The following is a 20,822-nucleotide window of genomic DNA, read 5'->3' on the forward strand; positions in this document are numbered from 1 at the left end:
CCGGACCTTCGACCATAATCAGGGCGTGAGTGACACGAGGATGGACCCGGCTCAGCGGACGCTGTGGCAGAAGCAGAACAACCTGCTGTATTTGGGCCTGATCGGCATCGGCACCGTTCTGGTGCAGCCGTTCGTCACCGAGTCCGACCTCGACCCGTCGGCGACCGTCTGCGTCGTCGCGTTCGCGATCGCGATTCCGCTGCTCGCCGTCCTGTCGATGCTCAATCAGCTCGAGGAGCTCCACGGCACGACGCTGTACTCGCGGGCCGCCGGCTTCGCCAAGGGGCTCGGCCTGCTCGGTGCGATGACCGGGGTGGTCGCGGCGTTCTGGCACATTCACTGGCTGGCCGGTCTCGGGATCGTCGTCAGCGGGCTGACCGCGATGGTGCTCTACGCCAGCCTGACCAGGAAGGTCGCGCGGCAGGGCATGAGCGAGGGCACCGGCTAGACCGTGGAGCGCTGGCCGAAGAGTTCGTACCGGGTGGGGATCTCGGGGTGGCGGTATGCGCCCTGGCGGAAGGTGTACTACCCGGAGGGCCTGCCGCAGCGGGCCGAGCTCGAGTACGCGTCCCGCCGGCTGAACTCGATCGAGCTGAACGGATCCTTCTACTCGCTCCAGCGCCCGACGTCCTACCAGCGCTGGTATGACGAGACGCCGGACGGCTTCGTGTTCGCGGTCAAGGGCCCGCGGTTCGTGACCCACATGAAGAAGCTGGCCGACGTGGACGCGCCGCTGGCCAACTTCTTCGCGTCCGGCGTACTTGCGCTGCGCAACAAGTTCGGCCCGGTGCTGTGGCAGCTACCGCCGACCCTCGGGTACGACGCCGACCGGTTGTCGGCCTTCTTCGGCTCGTTGCCCCGGACCACCGCCGAGGCCGCGGAAGTTGCCAAGGGCCACGACGAGCGGATGGAAGGCCGGGCCCTGCTGGAGTGCACGGTCGACCTCCCGCTCCGGCACGCGGTCGAAGTACGGCACAGCAGCTTCGAGAACCAGGAGTTCCTCGACCTGATGCGTGAGCTCGGCATCGCGGTCGTCTGCGCGGACACGGCCGGCAAGTGGCCGATGTTCGGCGACGTCACCGCCGACTTCGCCTACGTCCGCCTGCACGGTGCCGAGGAGCTCTACGTCAGCGGGTACGACGACAGGGCGCTCGACCACTGGGCGCGCAAGATCAGGTCGTGGAAGCGCGACACCTTCGTCTATTTCGACAACGACGTGAAGGTGCGCGCTCCCTTCGACGCGGAAGGTCTCGCCCGCCGGCTGAAGATCACGTCCTAGAAGAGGCGGGCGGTGACCGGTTCCTCCAGGTCCAGCAGGAACTGCTTACGCTTCAGACCACCCGCGTACCCGGTGAGCGAGCCGTTCTTCCCGACCACCCGGTGACACGGGACGACGATGCACAGCGGGTTCTGGCCGACCGCCTTCCCGACCGCCTGCGCGGTGTCCCCGAGTCGGGCCGCGATCTCGCCGTACGTCGTCGTCGCGCCGTACGGGATCTCGTCGAGCGCGGACCACACCCGGCGCTGGAACGCATCCCCGCGCAGGACGGTCGGCAGGTCGAACGACGTCCGCCGACCGGCGAGGTACTCGTCGAGCTGACGGGCCGCCTCGGCCAACACTCCACCGGCCGTCTCGGCGTCGATCTGCTCGCCGACGGTCTCCGGGGCCGGCTTCACCCAGTGGTGCGGGAAGTAGACGCCGGCCAGAGCGTTGTCCGAGGCGACCAGCGTGAGGTCGCCGATCCGGGTGCTGACGATCGCGTGCCTGTTCATACGGATGGAACGCGTCAGCACCCGGACCTGTGAGGCCTCAGGAACCGACGCGTTCCCGCGTCCGCCGCCGGAACTCCCGGCCGATGCCGGTCACGTCGTCACGGATCAGGTCGGTCACCGCGATCCCCGGCGTACCGTCCGCCGGACCCTCGGCCACCACGTTGGCGCGCGGGTCGATCAACCACGACTCCGCGCCCGCCGTGGGGTTGGCCGGCACGGCGAAGCTGACCCAGTACGTGTTCATCGACGCGTGGCCGCGGGCGTGTGTCGGCGCCACCTCGTTCCCCGACGATCCCGTGGTCGAGTACGACACCAGTACGCCGTCCACCTCGAGCCGGTCGTACTCGGTGAACAGCTCCGGGAAGAGAACGTCCAGCCCGAGCGCGAGGCCGAACCGGTAACCGTCGACCTCGAAGGTCACAGGCTCCGTGCCCGGGGTGTACATCCAGGTGATCTTGGTGGTCGACAGCATGCGCTCGTCGTACCGGGCGACCACCTTTCCCTGGTCGGAGACGACGTACATGCTGTTGTGCGGGCGGGTTCCGTCGGGCAGTTGGTGCACCGAGGGGATCACCGTCCAGATCCCGAGATCACGGGACAGTGCGGCGATCCGGTCGAGCTCGTCGTGCAGGAGTGCCCAGTCGGCCTTGCTCCAGTCGGAGGGGCCGATCTCGTCCGGGCCGAGCTCGGACATCACCCGCTTGCTGGGGAAGCAGATCGCGCCCTCGGTGAAGTGCACCAGGCGCGCGCCCGCGTCAGCGGCCTGTCTCATGAGGTCCCGGACCTCGGCGCCGCTGTCACGCAGCAGCGTCGGGTCGGTCGGGTCTTGGTGGACCGTCGACTGGGCGACGGCGATGCGCAGGGTGTGGTTGGGGTCTTCCGGCATGTCGGGGTCTCCTGACGGAGTCGGACGGAAGTGCCGGAGGGCAGCCGTGTAGGACTCGCCCGTCTTGGCGGCGCGGGCCCGGACCCGTCGCTTGAAGTTCCTGTGCGCTGTCATCTGGCCTTCCACGCACTCGCACGCGATCCCCCAGCGACCCCGCCGAGGCGACAGACCAGGACGAGTGACCCGAGACCAGGAGTCCCTTTGCCTTCTCGTGTGACCGGGCTGGGGCCGATCGACGAAGGTGAGGCGCGGGTCGCGCCGGACTCCTATGCTTCCTCAGCGGGAACGCGGTCGTCAAACGTCCACGCCGTACCCCGGCGGCATACGACGCGCACCGATGCGGTTGTCTTGGAGGACGGGTCGACGAGGTTGGGAGCAGAGGGTGAGCATTCGAGTTGGGTACAAGGCGTCGGCGGAGCAGTTCGGGCCGCGGGAGCTGGTGGAGTACTCCGTCCGGGCCGAGGAGCTCGGGCTCGACAGCGTGACCGTTTCGGACCACTTCCTGCCGTGGCGGCACGAAGGCGGCCACGCGCCGTTCGCGCTGGCCTGGCTGGCCGCGGTCGGTGAGCGGACCGAGCGGGTGCTGCTGGGGACGTCGGTGCTGACGCCGACGTTCCGGTACAACCCGGCGGTGATCGCGCAGGCGTTCGCCACCTTCGGCGTGCTGTACCCGGGCCGGGTGATGCTCGGTGTCGGCACCGGCGAGGCGCTGAACGAGATCGCCGTGTCCGGGATGGAGTGGCCCGAGTTCAAGGAGCGGTTCGCCCGGCTGCGCGAGTCGGTGCAGCTGATCCGTGACCTGTGGACCAAGGAGGGCGTGAGCTCCGACGGCCCGTACTACAAGACCGTCGACGCGTTCATCTACGACCGGCCGGAGACACCGTTGAAGGTGTACGTCGCCGCCGGCGGACCGCTCGTGGCGAAGTACGCCGGCCGCGCGGGCGACGGGTTCATCGCGACGTCCGGCAAGGGCATGGACCTCTACACCGAGAAGCTGATGCCGGCCGTTCGCGAGGGTGCGGAGAAGGCGGGCAAGAAGTTCGAGGATGTCGACCGGATGCTCGAGGTCAAGGTCTCATACGACCGTGACCCTGCGCAGGCCCTGGAGAACACCCGGTTCTGGGCGCCGCTGTCGCTGACGCCGGAGCAGAAACACTCCGTGACGAGTGCGACCGAGATGGAGCGGCTCGCGGATGAGCTGCCGATCGAGCAGGTCGCGCAACGCTGGATCGTCGCGTCCGACCCCGAAGAGGTCGTCAAGCAACTCAAGCCCTACCAGGACGCCGGCTTCAACCACTTCGTCGTCCACGGCCCAGGCAACGACCAGGAACGCTTCCTCACCCAATTCACCGAAGACGTCCTCCCCCTACTCCGCAACTCACCTAACCCAACCCGCCCTGCCGGGGGCTCACGCAGGCTGCCGGGGGTGTGAACACGGTATTTCCTGTGTCACGTCCCCGGTTCCTGTTCAAGGCCCCGGCTCCGGGTGCTAGCGGAGGTCCTCCGAGAAGGCTTTGCCGGCTTGGGTGAGGAGCGGGACGGCGCGTTCGAGGAGCTGTTCCGTCATGCGGCCGGCCGGGCCCGAGATCGACAGCGCGAGCCGGGACGGCGCGTCGGGTACGGCGACGGCGACACATCGGACCCCGAGCTCCTGCTCACCTTCGTCGGTCGCGTACCCGTGCTCCTCGGCGCTGCGCAGCTGAGCCGCGAACGCATCCGGATCGGTGATGGTGTTCTCGGTGTGCTTCGGCATCCCGGTCCGGTGCAGCAGCTCGCGTACTTCGGACTCGGGCAACTGCGCGAGGATCGCCTTGCCGACGGCGGTGCAGTGCGGCAGCACCCGGCGACCCACCTCGGTGAACATCCGCATCGAGTGCCGCGACTGCACCTGCGCGAGATAGACGATCTGGTCGCCGTCGAGCATCGCCATGTTCGCCGACTCACCGAGCTCGTCGACCAGGCGGGTCAGGTGCGGCCGGGCCCAGACGCTCAGCATGTGCGAGGAGCTCTCGCCGAGCCGGATCAGCCGCGGGCCGAGCACGTACTGCCGGGACGGCTCCTGCCGGAGGTAGCCGAGATCGACAAGGGTCCGGACCAACCGGTGGATCGTGGGCAGCGGCAGGCCCGAGGCGGTGGCGAGCTGGGACAGCCCCATCATCCCGCCGGCGTCGGCCATAGTCTCGAGCAGCCCGAACGCGCGCTCGATCGACTGCACGCTGCCGGAGCGGCCCTTGCCTTCGCTCTTCTCCACCACCGCGGCCTCCCTTTCCGGATCATGGAAGTTTAACGACAGATACCGGATATTGCGGCTTCCGCAGAGTAGATATTAGTATCCGCGATACGGAAACTGCCGTCAAGCTGATGAGGTGTGCTCTGATGACTCCCGTGGACGATCCCGCCAATCTCGCCCATCTCGCCGACGAGCTGGATCGCCGGCTCGCTGCGGCCGACGCCGACCTCGCCGCGCAGTACCCGGGCGATCGCGGCGTCCGCCAGCCCGTGCACACCGTCTACATCCCCGCCGACCGCTTCACTGCAGGCACGGTCCGCGAATGGGCCGATCAGGCGAAAGCCGCACTCGCCCAGGGCGCGGCCGGTGAGAGCGCGGGCTGGGCTGGTCAGAGCGCCGGCGGGGCCGGTGAGAGCGCGGGCGGGGGCGGTGGGACGGCGGGCGGGGCCGGTGAGAGCGCGGGTGCGGCCGGTGAGAGCGCGGGCGGGGCCGGTGAGGGCGCGGGCGCGGCCGCGGGCGGGGGTGGTGAGAGTGCGGGCGCGGCCGGTGAGACGGGGGGCGCGCCTGGGCTGTCCGGCGTGCTCGGGCTGTCGGCCGAGGTGGGTGCCGAGCTGGACCGACGGGTGGTTGCCAAGCTGGAGCGGGAGCCGATCGAGGATCTGCGGATCGACTTCGAGGACGGGTACGGCACGCGGCCCGACGACCAGGAGGACGCCGCCGCGGTCGACGCCGCCCGGGCGTTGGCGAAGACGATCGGCGACGGTACGGCGACGCCGTACCACGGCCTCCGGATCAAGTCCCTGGAAGCGCCGACCCGCCGCCGCGGCCTGCGCACCCTCGACCTCTTCGTCAGCGAACTGGTCGGCGAGCTCTCCGGCGCGCGTGCCGGCGAACTGTCCGGCGGCCGTGCCGGCGAACCGTCCGGCGGCCGTGCCAGCGAACTGGTCGGCGCACTGACCGACGGCTTCGTGATCACGTTGCCCAAGGTGACATCGGTCGAGCAGGTCGAGGCGATGCTGATCGTATTGTCGACAATCGAACGAGCACACAATCTCCCTGACGGATCACTGAAGTTCGAGATCCAGGTCGAGACCCCGCAGGCGATCCTTGGCTCCGACGGCACCGCGCTGATCGCCCGGATGCTCAAGGCCGGCGGGCGCCGCGTCACCGGTCTGCACTACGGGACGTACGACTACTCGGGCTCGCTCGGCGTCGCGGCGGCGTACCAGAGCATGGATCACCCGGTCGCGGATCACGCCAAGGACGTCATGCAGCTGGCCGCGGCGGGCACCGGCGTGTTCGTTTCCGACGGCTCCACGAACGTCCTCCCGGTCGGTGATCGCGCGGCCGTGCACGCCGCGTGGAAGCTGCACTTCGACCTCGTCCGGCGATCACTTGCCCGCGGCATCTATCAGGGTTGGGACATGCACCCGGCCCAGCTGCCGACGCGCTACGCGGCGACGTACCTCTTCTACCGCGAGGGCCTGGAGACGGCCGGCGCCCGACTGCGGGCGTACGTCGGCGGCGGCGACTCCGGCTACCTGGACGAGCCCGCGACGGCGGCCGCGCTGGCGGGCTACGTATTGCGCGGCCTGGAGTGCGGTGCGGTCGACGCCGCGGAGGTCGACGAGTTGATCGGCGTGGACACCGCCGGGCTGGCGAAGCTCGCGCGGAGACCCGTGCGGTCCTGACCACACCCGGCTAGCCTCGCGACATGCGACTGGTAGCCGAGTTCACCACCGAGCCCTTCGATGTCGACGGGCAGCCGCCGGCGCATGCGACCGAGGCGTTCGAGGCTGCTCAACGGGCCGGCCTGGAGACGGACTTCGGGCCGCTGGGTACGTCGGTCCACGGCGAGGAGGACGTGTTGCTGCCGGCGTTGACCGGCGTACTCCGGGCGGCCTTCGCCAACGGCGCCAGCCAGGTGACGGTGCAGGTGCGCGCAGACGGCGTCGAGCGGGTGTCGCGTGAGGCCGGCGGGCTGAACGGCCTGCTGGCGGAGGTTGCGGCCGAGCTCGGTGGGTCGTTGAGTGGGTTGTCCCGGGGTGAGAAGCAGCGGGCCGTCCTGCTGCTCGAGGCCAAGGGCGCGTTCGAGTACCGCAAGTCGGCGGAGATCGTGGCGGAGGCCCTCGGCGTCACCCGCTTCACCGTCTACAACTACCTGAACAGGGCGCGCGACTGAGAAATTCAACAAACTGTTGACGCCGCTCAGGTGTCGTGCCACTCTCGTCATACGGAAATTTGATTTCGTGATTCGAGAAGGTGTGATCCGTGGATCTGCAGGAGTTCAACTCCGCTCCGGAGGACCGGCTGCGCCCGCTACTGGCCGCCTGCTGCGACGTACCCCGCTGGGTCGACGGCCTGCTGGCCGCCCGCCCGTACGGCGACGCCGCGGCCCTGACCGCGACCGCGGACAAGGGACTGCGCGAGCTCGACGCCGCTGACGTCGACCGGGCGCTCGCCGCTCACCCGCGGATCGGCGACCGGGCGGCCGGTGCGAGTACCGAGGCGGCCTGGTCGCGGAACGAGCAGTCCGGGGTCGGCGACGATCCCGACGTCCGCGCGGCGCTGGCGGCCGGCAACCGGGAGTACGAGGAGCGGTTCGGCCGCGTGTTCCTGATCTGTGCGACCGGATTGTCGGCAATCCAGATGTTGACCAGCCTGCGCGAGCGGCTGACGAACGACGAGACCGCCGAGGCGGCCGTCGTCCACGAGGAACTTCGGAAGATCGCACTTCTCCGTCTGGCAAAGGTGGTCGCATGAGTTCGATCAGCACGCACGTGCTCGACACCGGGTTGGGTCGGCCCGCTCAGGGGGTGCCGGTTCGGCTGTCCCGGATCGCTGCCGGCGAGGTCGCCGTACTCGGTGAAGGGACGACGGACGCCGACGGGCGGATCACCGACTTCCAGCCGGGGCTCGAGTCCGGCACGTACCAGTTGTGGTTCGACGTCGCGGCGTACGCGGACGCGTCCGGCCAGAACATGTTCTTCCCCGAGGTCACCGTGACCTTCACGATCTCCGACGAGCGGCACCACCACGTCCCGCTGCTGCTCAGTCCGTTCGCCTATTCCACCTACCGAGGGAGCTGACCCATGGCCATCCACCTGGGCGCCAACCAGTACGGCAAGGCCGAGAGCCGGGTCGTCCGCATCTACCGGGACTCGCCGCGGCACCAGATCCGCGACCTGAACGTGTCCTCCGCGCTGCGCGGGAACTTCGAGGCCGCGCACACGACCGGCGACCAGGCCGACGTCCTGCCGACCGACACCCAGAAGAACACCGCGTTCGCGTTCGCGAAGGAGAAGGGCGTCGGCGCGATCGAGGACTTCGCGCTCACTCTCGGCGGCCACTTCATCGCCTCCGCCCCGGCAGCCGAGGGCGCCCGTGTCGAGGTCGAGGAGTACTCCTGGGAGCGGATCCCGGTCGACGGCGCCGGCCACGACCACTCGTTCGTCCGCGCGGGCAGCGGCGTACGGACGACCGTCGTCAACGTCGAGGGCCGGGGTGACGAGCGCAAGTCGTACGTCGTCAGCGGCATCAAGGACCTAATCGTGCTGAAGTCGACCGGCTCGGAGTTCCACGGCTTCCTGAAGGACAAGTACACGACCCTGCCGGAGACGAACGACCGCATCCTCGCGACGTCGCTGGTCGCCCGGTGGCGCTACGACCACGTCGACGTGGACTGGGACAAGTCGTACGACGAGATCAAGGCGCTGCTGCTGGAGCAGTTCGCGAAGATCCACAGTCTCGCGCTGCAGCAGACCCTGTACGGGATGGGTGAGGCGGTGCTCGAGCGGCATCCGGAGGTCGCGGAGATCAGGTTCTCGGCACCGAACAAGCACCACTTCCTGGTCGACCTGAGCCCGTTCGGCCTGGAGAACCCGAACGAGGTGTTCATCGCCGCCGATCGCCCGTACGGCCTGATCGAGGCCATCGTCGTCCGCGACGACGCGTCCGACGCCGGCTCCGCGTGGCACGCCGTACCAGGGTTCGTGTAGGAAGCTCCAACGCGCAGGCCGCCCGGTCGGCCGACGTTGTACTCGCTGCCGGTGACATCGCCTCGGTCGCCTTTGTTGACTGGGCGCATGGACACAACGCCGATCGTCATCGACGGGGCCGCCGTGGTCATGCTCGACCGCACCCGCCGGGAGTTCACCGGACACGTAGTTGTCGAGGGCAACCGCATCGTCGCCGTCGGCACCGGGCCCGCGTCGGCGTACGACGGGGCGCGGGTGATCGACGGACGCGGGTGCCTGGTGACGCCGGGGTTCGTGAACACGCACCAGCACCTGTACCAGTGGGTGACCCGCGGGCTCGCCGCAGACTCGCCGCTGTTCGGGTGGTTGACCACGCTGTACCCGGTGTGGGCGGGCATCGAAGACGAGGCCGTGCACGTGGCCGCGCAGGCCGCGCTGGCCCAACTCGCTCGCACCGGGTGCACCACCGCGTCGGACCACCACTACCTCTTCCCGCGCGACGGCAAGGACCTGCTCGAGGCCGAGATCCTGGCCGCCGACCAGGTCGGCATGAGGTTCCACCCGGCGCGCGGCTCGATGGACCTCGGCCAGAAGGACGGTGGGCTGCCGCCGGACTCAGTGGTCGAGGACCGCGACGAGATCCTGGCCGCGACCGAGCACGCGATCAACCGCTGGCACGACCCCAGCCCGGGCTCGATGCTCCAGATCGTGGTCGCGCCTTGCTCACCGTTCAGCGTCACGGGTGAGCTCATGCGCGACGCCGCCGTACTCGCGCGTCGCAAGGGCGTCCGGATGCACACCCACCTCGCCGAGACCACGGACGAGTCCGACTACTGCCGCGAACACTTCGGCTCGACACCCCTGGAGTACGTCGCCGACCTTGGCTGGACCGGGTCCGACGTGTGGTTCGCCCACGGCATTCACTTCTCCGACGCCGAGATCTCCCGATTGGGTGCCTCAGGCACCGGTGTCGCTCACTGTCCCAGCTCGAACGCCCGCCTCGGCGCCGGCATCGCACGCGTCGCCGACCTCCGCGCTGCCGGGAGTCCGGTCGGGCTCGGCGTGGACGGTGCCGCCAGCAACGAAGCCGGGAGTCTCGTCGAGGAGCTGCGGCACGCGCTGTTGTTCGCCCGCGCTCGCGGTGGTCCGGAGGCGCTCGACGTACGCGCGGCGCTGGAGATGGCAACCCTCGACGGCGCCCGCATCCTCGGCCGCGAGCACGAGATCGGCTCCCTGGAGGTCGGCAAACTCGCCGACCTCGCCCTCTGGCGCCTCGACACCCTCGCCCACGCCGGCATCCCCGACCCCGTAGCCGCCCTCGTCCTGGGCACACCGCCCCCCTTGGAGCTGCTCCTGATCAACGGCCGTCCCGTCGTCGAGCACGACACCGTCCTCACCGTCGACGAAACCTCGCTGGCTCTTCAGGTCGCCAAGGTCCAGAGGCATCTCCTCGCCAAGGCCGGCTGATTCTTCTTCGGTACGGGTGGAGTACGGGCAGCCGGTTGTTCCTCTTGCTTCATATCGTGCTGCGGGAACACCGAGTACGGTCCGTCCCACGACAGAAATGGAAGTAGATGAGGAACATCCTGCGCCGACGTCGTACCGTCGTCGTCGCCATGGCGCTGGCAGGCAGCCTGGTACTGGGTGGGGCCGCAGCGGCTCACGCGGAGCTGACCAGCCCCGACCACCCGGCGCCCACCGTCACGTCTTCGACCACCGCGACGGCAGCAACCGACGCCGAGACCGCGGCCGCTGCGAGTTGCTTCAGCACCTATCTGAGCTACGGCAGTCGGGGCACCTGCGTGAGGTTGCTCCAGAAGAACCTGGGCGCGCTCAGTGTGGACGGCGTGTACGGCTCGGGGACGCAGAGCCGCGTCCGGTCGTTCCAGGACGATGCCGGACTCACCGTCGACGGCAAGGTCGGGCCCCAGACCTGGCGGAAGCTGCGGACCTACGGCAAGGCGTTGGCCTGGGTGTCCGGAGTCACCATGTACATGTGCAAGGAGACCTCGGAGGCGTTCCGCGTCTCCGTGTGGAACAACTCGGGCAAGTGGGCCGACTGGGCATACTACATGCGCAACCACAGTTACCCCATCGACGGCGAGGAGATCGGGGACGACCGGATCACCCGCCAGTTCAACATCTACGCCGGTGCGTACGACGGCACGCAGTTCACGGCCTGGATCGGCACCTATGGCAACCCCCGCCACACCAGGAGCGTCCGCGACATCTCCCGCAACACCCTCCCCGCTTGCGCCTGACCAACCCGCGCCGAGGGTGAGTGGGGTTGCCAGTCGCAGGCGCTACGCGCGCTCCTGCGTCGCGTGCTCACCGGCAGCCCCACCCACCCTCTGGCGCGGCTATCGCCACTAACCCCCCGGGCTGCCGCCCGCGATCAACTGCACCGTGATGACGCCGCACGCGTGGTCGAGTGAGACCAACCGGTGGTTCAACGCGCGTGGTGGATCACGGAGGGGGTGACCTGGAGTCGTTGCTTACGGCCAGTACTTGCTGGGCGGGTCGGTGGCAGGGTTGGAGATGTCGTACCGGCGACGGGCTCTAGCGACACGGTGGATGCGGACTACTCGCTGAGTCGAAACGGAGCTGAGCTCTGCCATGACTGGCCGGATCGCGGCGCAGATGGCTGCCGATGCCAACGCCAGGCCGTCGAGCCCGTCATCAAGCTCGTAGCTGATGTAGTGAAGGCCGGACTTCTGGATGGCCTTGCACTCGTCAGGGTTGACCAGTTGACGGATGTCATTCGTGAGGATCGCATCGAACTTGCGCTCTGCCGCGTCCCGATAGAGGGATCGGTCCTTCTTCCCCTTCCAACCGAGGGACGCGATGTGCTCGACAACGTGCCCAGGTCCTGGTCGTCGGAGCAAGTGGCTGGTCAGTGGCAGCAAAGGCTCGGGCACATCCTCATCGAGGAGCAGTTTCATGCCTGGCGGACCTCACGCAGCCGCTGAGTCGCGCTTGGCGGTCTTGGCGACCAGCTCTGCCAACGCCACAGCACCCTCGACATCGACCGGAGATACCGACGGATAGAGCTCGGCGATCTCCTCGGAGGGCATCCCGTCGGCATGCAGTCCGGCCACGACGTGGAACGGGATCCGAGTGCCTTCGATCACTGGATACCCACCGCGTACTTCAGGGTCGACAGTGACGCCGGTCGCCGGCTCCCCGAGATTCGGCACGTATCGACCATCAGCCGTGGTGAACGCATTGAACAGGTCGTCCATCACGACCTTGAGCGCACCGTGGCCCGGGTGCTGGAGAACGTCGACGTATTCGCCGTCCGGGGTGACCCACACAGCACTGGCTCCGCCGGGTAGTGCCTTGACCTTGTGTGCCGACAGGTGGGTCTCGGGATACATCTCTTCCAGTGACGCGACCACCCGGCGCACCTTTTGAAGCGACAGGTCTCCCCGCAGGCGCACGAACATCCGAAGGGCGACGATGTCGCGGTACGAGTACAGCGCCCGGGGCCGGGTGCCATGCTCCGGCGCGAAGAGTATGCCCTTTCTGGGGGTGTTCTTGCGCCAATAGTTGAGCTGCCGCACCGAAGCGCCACTCAAAGCGGCGGCCAGTGGTGTCGGATAGCTCATCTCTGTCTCCTTCGGTTTCTACACGCAATCATGCCGTATCTGGCGGACACTTTCCGCACACCTGAGTCGCGGCGCCTGCATCCCCGTCGGGTTGATCGGCGAGCACGCTACTGCCGGAGCGCGTCGCCGACCTGCGAATGGCTGATTACCGGCCACGAGATGGCGGCACGCGTGCCCCGGGCCGCGGGTGCTCTTGGTGACCACCTGCGGGCGGGACGACGGGGCTGTTGATGCGCGGGCGGTAGCCCGCAAGCCCAGCGGCGACGAGCCGCGCGAAAGGGGTGGGTGGGGCTGCCGGGCGAGCTCGCGACGTAGGAGCGGGCGTAGCCGGCTGCGGGGGTTGACCACGGCCGGTGGGTCTTGGGCGGCGGGAGGGTTAGCGGTGGAGGAGTTCGCCGTCTATCCAGACTGCGTGGACGTCGGCGGGGGTGCCGAGGGTGAAGATTCGGGCTAGGGCTTCTTCGGCGTCGTCGGCGTGTTCGACGCCTACCGCGAGTGGGGAGCCGTCTGCCGGGCGCAGTAGTTGGGCGTCGAAGCGTTTGCCGACGCTGAGGTCGCCGACCTCGGGGAGGCCGAGGGCGTCGGCGCCGGCCGCGGTGGCCAGGTAGAGCAGGTGGGCGGCGCTGAGGGAGAAGCCTTGGTCGCCGATCAGTTGCTGGCAGAAGTACGCCTGCAGGCCTTCCTTCAGCAAGGAGAAGCCGGTCCCGGCGCCGACGTCCGAGCCGAGGGCGACGCGGACGCCGTACTGCAGGTGGCGGGTCAGTGGGAACAGGCCGCTGCCGAGGGCCGCGTTGCTGGTGGGGCAGTGGGCGACGGCGGCGCCGCTCTCGCCGAGGAGTTTGAGTTCGACGTCGGTCGGGTGGACGTTGTGGGCGAGGATGCTGCGGCGGTCGACCAGGCCGTGCTTGTCGTACGTGCTGACGTAGTCGCTGCCGCCGAAGAGGTCGGCGACGGTGGCGATCTCCGCCTCGTTCTCGTTGACGTGTGAGGTGAAGAGTGAGCCCGGGACCTCTTCGAGCACCCGGTGGCAGGCGGCGAGGAGGTCGTCGGTGCACGAGAGCGAGAAGCGCGGCGTGACGGCGTACCGGTTGCGGCCGACGCCGTGCCAGCGCTGAGCCAGCGCCAGGGACTCGGTGTACGCGCGTACGGGTGTCGTCAGGAGGTCCTCGCGCAGCAGCCGGTCGCTGACGACGAGTCCGCTGGTGATCCGGAGTCCGACCTCGGACGCGGCCGAGAACAGTACGTCGACGGCGTCGGCGTAATGCGCTCCGAAGACCAGCGCGCTCGTGGTCCCGGCCGCGGCGAGTCCGCGGACGAACTCGGTGGCGACGCCGGCGGCGTACTCGACGTCGGCCATGCGCGCCTCTTCCGGCAGCGCGTACCGCTCCAGCCATTCGAGCAGGGGCAGGCCGAGTCCGCCGACCGCGCGGATCTGTGGGAAGTGCACGTGGGTGTCGACGAAGCCGGGCAGGACCAGGCCGCCGGACAGGTCGACGATGTCCTCGGCGGGGTGCGCCCGGCGGACGTCGCTGAAGGTGCCACGGGCAACGATCGCGCCGTCCCGGACCAGCAGCGCGGCGTCGGTGTCGACCCGCAGGCTGCCGCCGGCAAACGGATTGTCCGGGGTGTCGAGGAACGTGCCTCGGTAGATCGTCATGCTTTCGCCTCACGGTGAGCAGGGTTGCGTTCGGCAACAGCACGGTTGCGTTCAGCAATGAAGAGTTGGAGAAGCCAGGCAGCGACGCTGACGGCGATGGCGGCCGGCTCCTTGCCGGCCAGACCGGGCAGGCCGATCGGGGTGGTGATCCGGTCGATCGCCTCGGGCGGGTTGCCGTCCTCGGCGAGCTTCCGGCGGAACCGCGCCCACTTGGCGCTGGACCCGATCAGCCCGATGGTGGCCAGGTCGTCCCGGCGGATCGCGGCGTCGCACAGGGCGGCGTCCTCCGCGTGGTCGTGGGTCATCACGAGTACGTGCGTCCCGGACGGCAGCTCGCCGACGACGAGCTCCGGCAGGACCGGCACGTGGTGGACGTGGACGTTCGCGATCGCGTCGTCGAGGACGACCATCCGCTCGGTCACCAGCTGGTCGGGTCGCGAATCGACCAGGTGCAACTCGAGGTCGTGCCGGGCCAGGATCCGGGCCAGCTCGAGGCCGACGTGCCCGATCCCGAAGATCGCCACGGACGGCACCACCGGCAACGGCTCGAGCAGCAACTTCACCTCGCCACCGCAGCACTGCACCCCGTGCTGGTACGGCGCTTTGTCCGACAACGCCACGTCGACGACCTCGGGTTCGACGGCACCGGACGCGATCATCGCACGCGACCGTTCGACCGCGAGGGCCTCCAGGTTGCCGCCGCCGACCGTCGCCCAGGTCCCGTCCGCGGCGACCACCATCTTGGCGCCGGCCTCCCGCGGCGCGTGCCCGCGGACCGACAGCACGGTCACCAGGACCCCCGGCAACCGCTGCTCCCGGAGCCGCGCGACCGCCTTCATCCATTCCATCTCGGTCCTCACACCCCACTCGTCTCGAGCGGCTCGGACCGCACCGACGACCGGGCCCGCTCCAGCGCCCAGTAGACGGCCTCGGGGGTCGCTGGCGACGGCAGGTCAACACTCACGTCGGCCGCCCCGAACGCCGCCGCGGCCTGCCGCAGCGCTTCACGGACCGCGAACGCCAGCATCAGCGGCGGCTCACCGACCGCCTTCGAGCCGTAGACCGCGCCATCCTCGTGAGCCTTCTCGAGCAGGTGCACGTTGAACTCCGCCGGCATCTCCGAGAAGCTCGGCAGCTTGTAGGTGCTCGCGGCCTGCGTGGCGAGCCGGCCGCGGTGCGGACCGTCGCTCTCGTCCCACCGCAAGTCCTCGAGCGTCAGCCAGCCGGTGCCCTGGACGAACCCACCCTCGATCTGGCCGATGTCGATCAGCGGACTGAGGCTGTCGCCGACGTCGTGCACGATGTCGACCCGGCGCAGCGTGTAGGCACCGGTGAATCCGTCCACCTCGACCTCGGCGGCGGCGACGCCGTACGCGAAGTACTTGAAGGGCTCGCCGCGCATCGCGTTGGCGTCCCAGTGCAGGCCTTCGGTGCGGTAGAAGCCGGCCGCCCAGAGTTGGACGCGCTGGAAGTAGGCGTTCAGGACCACGTCCTCCCACGACAGACTGCCGCCCGCCAGTCCGCTGACCTGACCGTCGGTGAAGCGGACGTCGTGGGCGTTGATCCCGAGCTTGCCACCGGCAACCTGAGCGAGCCGCTCGCGGATCTGCTCACACGCGTTCTTGATCGCGGCACCGTTCAGATCGGCCCCGGAGGACGCGGCGGTCGCGGACGTGTTCGGCACCTTGTCGGTCCGGGTCGGCGCCAGCCGGACGCGCGCCAGCGGGACGCCGAGGGTGGTGGCCGCGACCTGCAGCATCTTCGTGTGCAGGCCCTGACCCATCTCGGTGCCGCCGTGGTTGATCAGCACCGAGCCGTCCTTGTAGACGTGCACCAGCGCGCCCGCCTGGTTGAACGCGGTCAGGTTGAACGAGATCCCGAACTTCACCGGCGTCATCGCCAACGCCCGCTTCCGGTGCGGGTGCTCGGCGTTGAACTGCTCGATCTCCGCCCGCCGACGGATGACGTCGCCGTTGGCGGTCACCTGCGTCCAGCAGGACTCCAACCGGTCCGCGTGCCGGACAGGCTGTCCGTACGGCGTGGTGTCGCCGACCCGGTAGAGATTGCGCCGGCGTAGTTCGCTGCCGTCGTACCCGAGCAGCGGGGCGCACCGGCCGAGGATGTCCTCGACGACGATCATGCCCTGCGGTCCGCCGAAGCCGCGGAACGCGGTCTGCGACGTCTTGTTCGTCTTGGCGATCCGGCCGTCAACGCGCACGTTCGGGATCCAGTACCCGTTGTCGATGTGGCACATCGCGCGGGCGAGCACCGGCTCGGACAGGTCGAGACTCCACCCGCCGTCCGAGGTCAGGGTGGCGTCCAGCGCGACCAGGTGACCGTCGTCGTCGAAGCCGGCCCGCCATTCGCTGTGGAAGCCGTGGCGCTTGCCGGACATGGTGAGATCCTGCGTGCGGTTGAGCCGCAACCGCACGGGCCGCCCGGTCAGCGTCGCCCCGAGTGCCGCGATCGCCGCGAACCCGTGCGGCTGCATCTCCTTACCTCCGAACCCACCTCCCATCCGCAGACACTGCACGGTCACCTCGTGGCTGGGTACGCCGAGAACGTGCGCGACGATCTCCTGCGTCTCGGACGGGTGCTGCGTGCTGCTCTGGACGAAGATCTGACCGCCCTCGTCGACCAGCGACAGCGCGGAGTGGGTCTCCAGGTAGAAGTGCTCCTGGCCGGCGAACTCGAACTCGCCGGAGAACACGTGCGCCGCCTGGTCGAACGCGGTGTCGACATCACCCCGGGCCAGGTGCCGCCCGGTGCCCTGGAAGCTGCCGGCCGCGATCGCCTCGCGCACCGTCACCAGCGACTCGAGCGGCTCGTAGTCGACCTCGATCGCGGCCGCCCCGAGCCGCGCGGCCTCCAGCGACTCCGCGAGCACCCAGCAGATCGCGTGCCCGTGGAACATCACCTCGGTCGGGAACAACGGCTCGTCGTGCTTCACGCCGGCGTCGTTCACTCCCGGTACGTCGTCACCTGTCAGCACCCGGACCACGCCGGGGACGTCGTACGCCGGCTTGACCCGGAGATCCGTGATCCGCGCGTGCGCGTGCGGCGACTGGACCGGCCACGCGTGCAGGACGTCGCGCGTCCGGACGACCAGGTCGTCGGTGTAGAGCGCCTGGCCGGTGACGTGCAGCGCGGCACTCTCGTGCGGCAGCGGCAGGCCGATGACGGCCTGCTGTGGGCGTTCGGACAACGAGCTCATGCGGTGACTCCTTCCGCGTAGAACCGGAGCAGCGACTGGCCGAGCATCGCCGAGCGGTACGACGAGCTCGCCCGGTGGTCGTCCATCGGCGTACCCTCGGCCGCCATCACCGCAGCCGCCTCCCGGACGGTCCGCTCGGTCCAGGGCTTTCCGATCAGGGCCTGCTCCGTGGCCAGGGCGCGCAGCGGGGTGGCGGCGACCCCGCCGAGCCCGATCCGCGCCCGCCGTACGACGCCGTCCTCGACGTCGACGGCGTACCCGACCGCGACGCTGGAGATGTCGTCGAAGCGCCGCTTGGCGATCTTGTGGAACGCGGTGAGCGGCTCCAGCGGCAGCGGTACGACGATCGTCCGGATCAGCTCGTCCGCGGCCTTGAGGGTCTCGCGGTACCCGGTGAAGTACGCCGAGAGCGGCACGACCCGCTCGCCGCGGTGGGACGCCAGCACGAGCGAGGCGTCCAGGGCCAGCAGCGCGGGCGGGGTGTCACCGATCGGCGACGCCGTGCCCAGGTTGCCGCCGATCGTGGCGCCGTTGCGGATCAGCCGGGACGCGAACTGCGGGAACAGTTGCGACAGCAGTGGGATGCGACCGGCGAGCAGCCGCTCGACCTCGCTCAAGGTCAGCGCGGCCCCGATCCGGACCTCGTCCGGACCGAACGAGAACTCGCGCAGCTCGGTCAGCCGGTCGATCGCGACGATCAGCGGCTTGCGGACACCGCGCAGGTTCACCTCCACGCCGACATCGGTCGACCCGGCAACGAGCTGCGCCTCCGGGCACTCGGCCAGCAGGTCGAGTACCTCGTCCAGCGTGGCCGGCCGGAGGAACTCGGCGCCGTCCACGGCGATCGCGGTCGCCGCCGGCGGAGGCGGTGGCGCGGACCGGCGAACCGCCAGTGCGTCGTCCAGCGCCGGCTCACCCAGCGCGTACGCCGCGTCCCGGATCGGCCGGTAGCCCGTGCACCGGCACAGGTTGCCGCTGAGCGCGTGCAGGTCGAAGCCGTTCGGCCCGTGCTCGTAGTCGCAGTGCCCGTTGGACGTCGTCCGGGTGGAGCGGTAGAACTCGGCCGCCATGCTGCAGACGAAGCCCGGGGTGCAGTAGCCGCACTGCGATCCACCGCGGACGGCGAGCTCCTGCTGGACGGGGTGCAGGTCGGCCGGCGAGCCGAGGCCCTCGGAGGTGACGACCTCCTGACCGTCCAGGGCCGCGACCGGCAGCAGGCACGCGTTCACCGCGGTCCACTCGGTGGGGCTGTCGGTGCCGGGCCGGGCGACGAGCACGGAGCACGCCCCGCACTCGCCCTCGGCACAGCCTTCCTTGGCGCCCGTCAGTCCACGGTCGCGCAGCCAGTCGAGCACGCTCGTGTGGACGGCCACGTCACCGATAGTGGTCGGTTCACCGTTGACCGTGATCGAGGGTGCCTGCGTCGTCGTCGTACTCATCGGGTGCTGCTCCAGCGGGTTCTTGCACTATGGATCGGGTTGGCATCGGAAAGGAAGTCGTCGAACCGGTACCCGGCGATCTTCGCGATCTCCAGCAGCGCGGCGGCGTGCTCCTGGTTCTCGCAGTTGCCGAGCCGGTCCCGGCCCTGTTCCAGGATCCGGTCGAAGGAGTCCGCGTCCCGGACCGAGATCACCAACGGGAAGCCGAACCGGTCCCGGTACGCCTCGGTAATAGCGGCCAGCTCGTCGCGGTCCGGCTCGTTCAGGAACGTCAGGCCGCGGGCGGACTGGTCCCGCAGCGACGCCTCGCCGCTCAGGCCGTCGGCGACGAACTGCGAGCCGAGCTGCGGGTAGGACTCGATCAGCTGGCGCTGCTCGTCGTGCGAGCCGGAGAACAGGGCCTCCTGGAACGAGCGGCGCAGTGCGTGGGTGTCGGTGAACGGCCGCATCTCCCAGGCCCGCTCGACCATCCAGCGCGGACCCTGGAACAGCCCGCCGAAGGTCTCGACGAACTCCTCGCGGTTCATCTTGTTGACCTGGTCAAGGCGGATCGAGTCACCGGGCTGGCCGGCGACCGCAGGGCCGAAGTCCTTGCCGAGGTGGTGGAACAGCAGGTTCAGCAGGATCGCGGTCAGGCTGCCCAGGGTGATGCCGCTGCCGAAGATGATCTCCGCCCAGCCCGGGACGGCCTGGGACACCTGCGGCTGCGCGGTCACGTACATCGCCAGCCCGACGCTGGTGGCCACGATGACCACGTTGCGGTGGTCGTGGAAGTCGACCTTCGCCAGCGTCTGGAAGCCGACCACGGCCACGGTCGCGAACATCGCCAGCGCGGCACCGCCGAGCACCGGGTGCGGGATGCCGGCCACGATCGCGCCGGCCTTCGGGATCAGGCCGAGCAGGATCATGATCGCGCCGGCCGCGGCCACCACCCACCGGCTCTTCACCCGGGTCAGCCGGACCAGGCCGACGTTCTCGGCGAAGCACGTGTAGGGGAAGGAGTTGAAGGTGCCGCCGATCGTGGTCGCCAGACCGTCGGCGCGCAGCGCCCGGGCGACGTCCTCGCGGCCGATCCGCTTCTCGACGATCTCACCGGTCGCGAAGACGTCACCAGTCGTCTCCACCGCGGTGATCAGCATGACCACGACCATCGAGATGATCGCCGCGATCGAGAACTGCGGCCAGCCGAAGTGGAACGGCGTGGTCACGCCGACCCAGTCCGAGCCGCCGACCGCGTCGAAGTGGGCGTCCCCGAAGGCCCACGCGACCAGCGTGCCGGCGACCAGGCCGACCAGGACGGCGATGGTGGCCATGAACCCCTTGAAGACCCGCTGTATCAGCACGATCAGCGCGAGCGTGCCGAGCGCGTAGGCCAGGTTCTTGCCGCTGGTCGGGTCCGAGGTCGGGCCGGCGCCGCCGGTCGCGTCCGCGGCCGCCACCGGGAGCAGGGCCAGGCCGATGATCGTGATCACCGAGCCGGTCACCACCGGTGGGAAGAACCGGATCAGCCGGCTGAAGAACGGCGCCAGGAAGAACGTGACCAGGCCGGCCACGATCACCGCGCCGTAGATCACCAGCAGGCCGTCGGTCCCGCCGCCCGCGGCAAGGGCGATCGCGATCATCGGCGACACCGCCGTGAACGTCACGCCCTGCAGCAGCGGCAGCCGGACGCCGACCTTCCAGAACCCGACCGACTGGATGATCGAGGCGATCCCGCAGGTGAAGAGGTCGGCGTTGATCAGGTGCACGAGTTGCTCGGTGCTGAGCCCGATCGCGTTCGCCAGCAGGATCGGTACGATCACGGCGCCGGCGTAGAACGCCAGGACGTGCTGGAAACCGTAGACGGCGAGCTTGCCCGGGGGCAGCACCTCGTCGACGGGGTGACGGCTGGCGCGGCGGCCTGGTCGCAGGATTGCCTTCATCGGGCACCTTCCTCGGATGGGACTCGGGGGCGCGGCGGCGTAAGTGATCTGCACGACAGCATCCGCGCGCGCCGACCGCGTTCCCACCCGGTGAACCTCCGAAGATCACCGGCTCC

20 protein-coding genes are annotated in these 20,822 nt (G+C 69.4%); 10 read left to right on the plus strand and 10 right to left on the minus strand.

Translation table 11 applies throughout. The annotated features are described in order from the left end of the window. Positions 1-25: 25 nt before the first annotated feature. Together ACQPYZ_RS01475 and ACQPYZ_RS01480 are read left to right on the plus strand one after the other, a co-directional pair. Positions 26-448: a hypothetical protein gene (locus tag ACQPYZ_RS01475; RefSeq protein WP_433164438.1), complete on the plus strand. Its 423-nt coding sequence runs from the start codon at positions 26-28 to the stop codon at positions 446-448. A 33-nt stretch (positions 449-481) separates the two neighbouring features. Beyond that, complete coding sequence (locus ACQPYZ_RS01480) at positions 482-1,279, plus strand: DUF72 domain-containing protein (RefSeq protein WP_433164439.1); 798 nt, start codon at positions 482-484, stop codon at positions 1,277-1,279. Here the strand turns inward: ACQPYZ_RS01480 and ACQPYZ_RS01485 are convergent. Beyond that, positions 1,276-1,773, minus strand: a complete 498-nt coding sequence (locus ACQPYZ_RS01485) for a methylated-DNA--[protein]-cysteine S-methyltransferase (protein ID WP_433164441.1) — start codon at positions 1,771-1,773, stop codon at positions 1,276-1,278. The genes ACQPYZ_RS01480 and ACQPYZ_RS01485 overlap by 4 nt on opposite strands. A 37-nt stretch (positions 1,774-1,810) precedes the next feature. Next, on the minus strand, positions 1,811-2,773 hold the full coding sequence (locus tag ACQPYZ_RS01490; protein ID WP_433164443.1) for a carbon-nitrogen hydrolase family protein: 963 nt from the start codon (positions 2,771-2,773) through the stop codon (positions 1,811-1,813). Positions 2,774-3,041: 268 nt separating this feature from the next. On the opposite strand from ACQPYZ_RS01490, the gene fgd reads away from it, so the two are divergent. Continuing rightward, positions 3,042-4,091, plus strand: a complete 1,050-nt coding sequence (fgd, locus tag ACQPYZ_RS01495) for a glucose-6-phosphate dehydrogenase (coenzyme-F420) (RefSeq protein ID WP_433164445.1) — start codon at positions 3,042-3,044, stop codon at positions 4,089-4,091. 57 nt (positions 4,092-4,148) lie between these two features. On the opposite strand, the gene ACQPYZ_RS01500 is transcribed toward fgd, so the two are convergent. Further along, on the minus strand, positions 4,149-4,913 hold the full coding sequence (locus tag ACQPYZ_RS01500; RefSeq protein ID WP_433164447.1) for an IclR family transcriptional regulator: 765 nt from the start codon (positions 4,911-4,913) through the stop codon (positions 4,149-4,151). Between the two features lie 122 nt (positions 4,914-5,035). Here ACQPYZ_RS01500 and ACQPYZ_RS01505 point away from each other — a divergent pair, with 122 nt between their 5' ends. From ACQPYZ_RS01505 to ACQPYZ_RS01535, 7 genes are all read left to right on the plus strand, one after another. Continuing rightward, positions 5,036-6,580 (plus strand): DUF6986 family protein, encoded by a 1,545-nt coding sequence (locus tag ACQPYZ_RS01505; protein ID WP_433164448.1) that lies wholly within the window; start codon positions 5,036-5,038, stop codon positions 6,578-6,580. 23 nt (positions 6,581-6,603) lie between these two features. Then, complete coding sequence (locus ACQPYZ_RS01510; RefSeq protein ID WP_433164450.1) at positions 6,604-7,071, plus strand: helix-turn-helix domain-containing protein; 468 nt, start codon at positions 6,604-6,606, stop codon at positions 7,069-7,071. Between the two features lie 89 nt (positions 7,072-7,160). Further along, positions 7,161-7,652: a 2-oxo-4-hydroxy-4-carboxy-5-ureidoimidazoline decarboxylase gene (gene uraD / locus ACQPYZ_RS01515; protein ID WP_433164451.1), complete on the plus strand. Its 492-nt coding sequence runs from the start codon at positions 7,161-7,163 to the stop codon at positions 7,650-7,652. Continuing rightward, positions 7,649-7,978 (plus strand): hydroxyisourate hydrolase, encoded by a 330-nt coding sequence (gene uraH, locus ACQPYZ_RS01520; protein ID WP_433164452.1) that lies wholly within the window; start codon positions 7,649-7,651, stop codon positions 7,976-7,978. Before uraD (ACQPYZ_RS01515) ends, uraH begins: the two co-directional genes overlap by 4 nt. Before the next feature lie 3 nt (positions 7,979-7,981). Continuing rightward, positions 7,982-8,887, plus strand: coding sequence for a factor-independent urate hydroxylase (gene pucL, locus ACQPYZ_RS01525; RefSeq protein WP_433164454.1), 906 nt, complete (start codon positions 7,982-7,984; stop codon positions 8,885-8,887). An 87-nt stretch (positions 8,888-8,974) separates the two neighbouring features. Beyond that, a complete protein-coding gene (locus ACQPYZ_RS01530; RefSeq protein ID WP_433164455.1) occupies positions 8,975-10,333 on the plus strand; it encodes an 8-oxoguanine deaminase in 1,359 nt (452 codons plus the stop codon). A 107-nt stretch (positions 10,334-10,440) separates the two neighbouring features. Further along, positions 10,441-11,127 (plus strand): peptidoglycan-binding domain-containing protein, encoded by a 687-nt coding sequence (locus ACQPYZ_RS01535; protein ID WP_433164457.1) that lies wholly within the window; start codon positions 10,441-10,443, stop codon positions 11,125-11,127. 234 nt (positions 11,128-11,361) lie between these two features. Here the strand turns inward: ACQPYZ_RS01535 and ACQPYZ_RS01540 are convergent, their stop codons facing one another. The 7 genes from ACQPYZ_RS01540 to uraD (ACQPYZ_RS01570) form a co-directional block, all read right to left on the minus strand. Beyond that, positions 11,362-11,808, minus strand: a complete 447-nt coding sequence (locus tag ACQPYZ_RS01540; RefSeq protein WP_433164459.1) for a hypothetical protein — start codon at positions 11,806-11,808, stop codon at positions 11,362-11,364. 12 nt (positions 11,809-11,820) lie between these two features. Further along, positions 11,821-12,474, minus strand: a complete 654-nt coding sequence (locus ACQPYZ_RS01545; RefSeq protein WP_433164460.1) for a DUF433 domain-containing protein — start codon at positions 12,472-12,474, stop codon at positions 11,821-11,823. 376 nt (positions 12,475-12,850) lie between these two features. Further along, positions 12,851-14,131: a guanine deaminase gene (gene guaD, locus ACQPYZ_RS01550; RefSeq protein ID WP_433164462.1), complete on the minus strand. Its 1,281-nt coding sequence runs from the start codon at positions 14,129-14,131 to the stop codon at positions 12,851-12,853. After that, positions 14,128-14,991, minus strand: a complete 864-nt coding sequence (xdhC, locus tag ACQPYZ_RS01555) for a xanthine dehydrogenase accessory protein XdhC (RefSeq protein WP_433164464.1) — start codon at positions 14,989-14,991, stop codon at positions 14,128-14,130. The genes guaD and xdhC overlap by 4 nt, the downstream gene beginning before the upstream one ends. Beyond that, entirely contained in the window at positions 14,988-17,345 is a 2,358-nt protein-coding gene (xdhB, locus tag ACQPYZ_RS01560; RefSeq protein ID WP_433164466.1) for a xanthine dehydrogenase molybdopterin binding subunit, read from the minus strand. The genes xdhC and xdhB overlap by 4 nt, the downstream gene beginning before the upstream one ends. Further along, positions 17,342-18,784 (minus strand): xanthine dehydrogenase small subunit, encoded by a 1,443-nt coding sequence (locus ACQPYZ_RS01565; protein ID WP_433164467.1) that lies wholly within the window; start codon positions 18,782-18,784, stop codon positions 17,342-17,344. The genes xdhB and ACQPYZ_RS01565 overlap by 4 nt, the downstream gene beginning before the upstream one ends. Beyond that, complete coding sequence (gene uraD, locus ACQPYZ_RS01570; RefSeq protein ID WP_433164469.1) at positions 18,781-20,706, minus strand: 2-oxo-4-hydroxy-4-carboxy-5-ureidoimidazoline decarboxylase; 1,926 nt, start codon at positions 20,704-20,706, stop codon at positions 18,781-18,783. The genes ACQPYZ_RS01565 and uraD (ACQPYZ_RS01570) overlap by 4 nt, the downstream gene beginning before the upstream one ends. Between the last annotated feature and the right edge of the window lie 116 nt (positions 20,707-20,822).

The sequence above is a fragment of the Kribbella sp. CA-247076 genome, from assembly GCF_050942445.1.
GTDB lineage: Bacteria > Actinomycetota > Actinomycetes > Propionibacteriales > Kribbellaceae > Kribbella.

Excerpts from the sequence above, each read along its gene's own strand:
- ACQPYZ_RS01485 (WP_433164441.1), bottom strand. The coding sequence starts at position 1,773 with ATGAACAGGCACGCGATCGTCAGCACCCGGATCGGCGACCTCACGCTG.
- ACQPYZ_RS01490 (WP_433164443.1), bottom strand. The coding sequence starts at position 2,773 with ATGACAGCGCACAGGAACTTCAAGCGACGGGTCCGGGCCCGCGCCGCC.
- ACQPYZ_RS01505 (WP_433164448.1), top strand. The coding sequence starts at position 5,036 with ATGACTCCCGTGGACGATCCCGCCAATCTCGCCCATCTCGCCGACGAG.
- ACQPYZ_RS01510 (WP_433164450.1), top strand. The coding sequence starts at position 6,604 with ATGCGACTGGTAGCCGAGTTCACCACCGAGCCCTTCGATGTCGACGGG.
- uraH (WP_433164452.1), top strand. The coding sequence starts at position 7,649 with ATGAGTTCGATCAGCACGCACGTGCTCGACACCGGGTTGGGTCGGCCC.
- pucL (WP_433164454.1), top strand. The coding sequence starts at position 7,982 with ATGGCCATCCACCTGGGCGCCAACCAGTACGGCAAGGCCGAGAGCCGG.
- ACQPYZ_RS01530 (WP_433164455.1), top strand. The coding sequence starts at position 8,975 with ATGGACACAACGCCGATCGTCATCGACGGGGCCGCCGTGGTCATGCTC.
- ACQPYZ_RS01535 (WP_433164457.1), top strand. The coding sequence starts at position 10,441 with ATGAGGAACATCCTGCGCCGACGTCGTACCGTCGTCGTCGCCATGGCG.
- ACQPYZ_RS01540 (WP_433164459.1), bottom strand. The coding sequence starts at position 11,808 with ATGAAACTGCTCCTCGATGAGGATGTGCCCGAGCCTTTGCTGCCACTG.
- ACQPYZ_RS01545 (WP_433164460.1), bottom strand. The coding sequence starts at position 12,474 with ATGAGCTATCCGACACCACTGGCCGCCGCTTTGAGTGGCGCTTCGGTG.
- guaD (WP_433164462.1), bottom strand. The coding sequence starts at position 14,131 with ATGACGATCTACCGAGGCACGTTCCTCGACACCCCGGACAATCCGTTT.
- xdhB (WP_433164466.1), bottom strand. The coding sequence starts at position 17,345 with ATGAGCTCGTTGTCCGAACGCCCACAGCAGGCCGTCATCGGCCTGCCG.
- ACQPYZ_RS01565 (WP_433164467.1), bottom strand. The coding sequence starts at position 18,784 with ATGAGTACGACGACGACGCAGGCACCCTCGATCACGGTCAACGGTGAA.
- uraD (WP_433164469.1), bottom strand. The coding sequence starts at position 20,706 with ATGAAGGCAATCCTGCGACCAGGCCGCCGCGCCAGCCGTCACCCCGTC.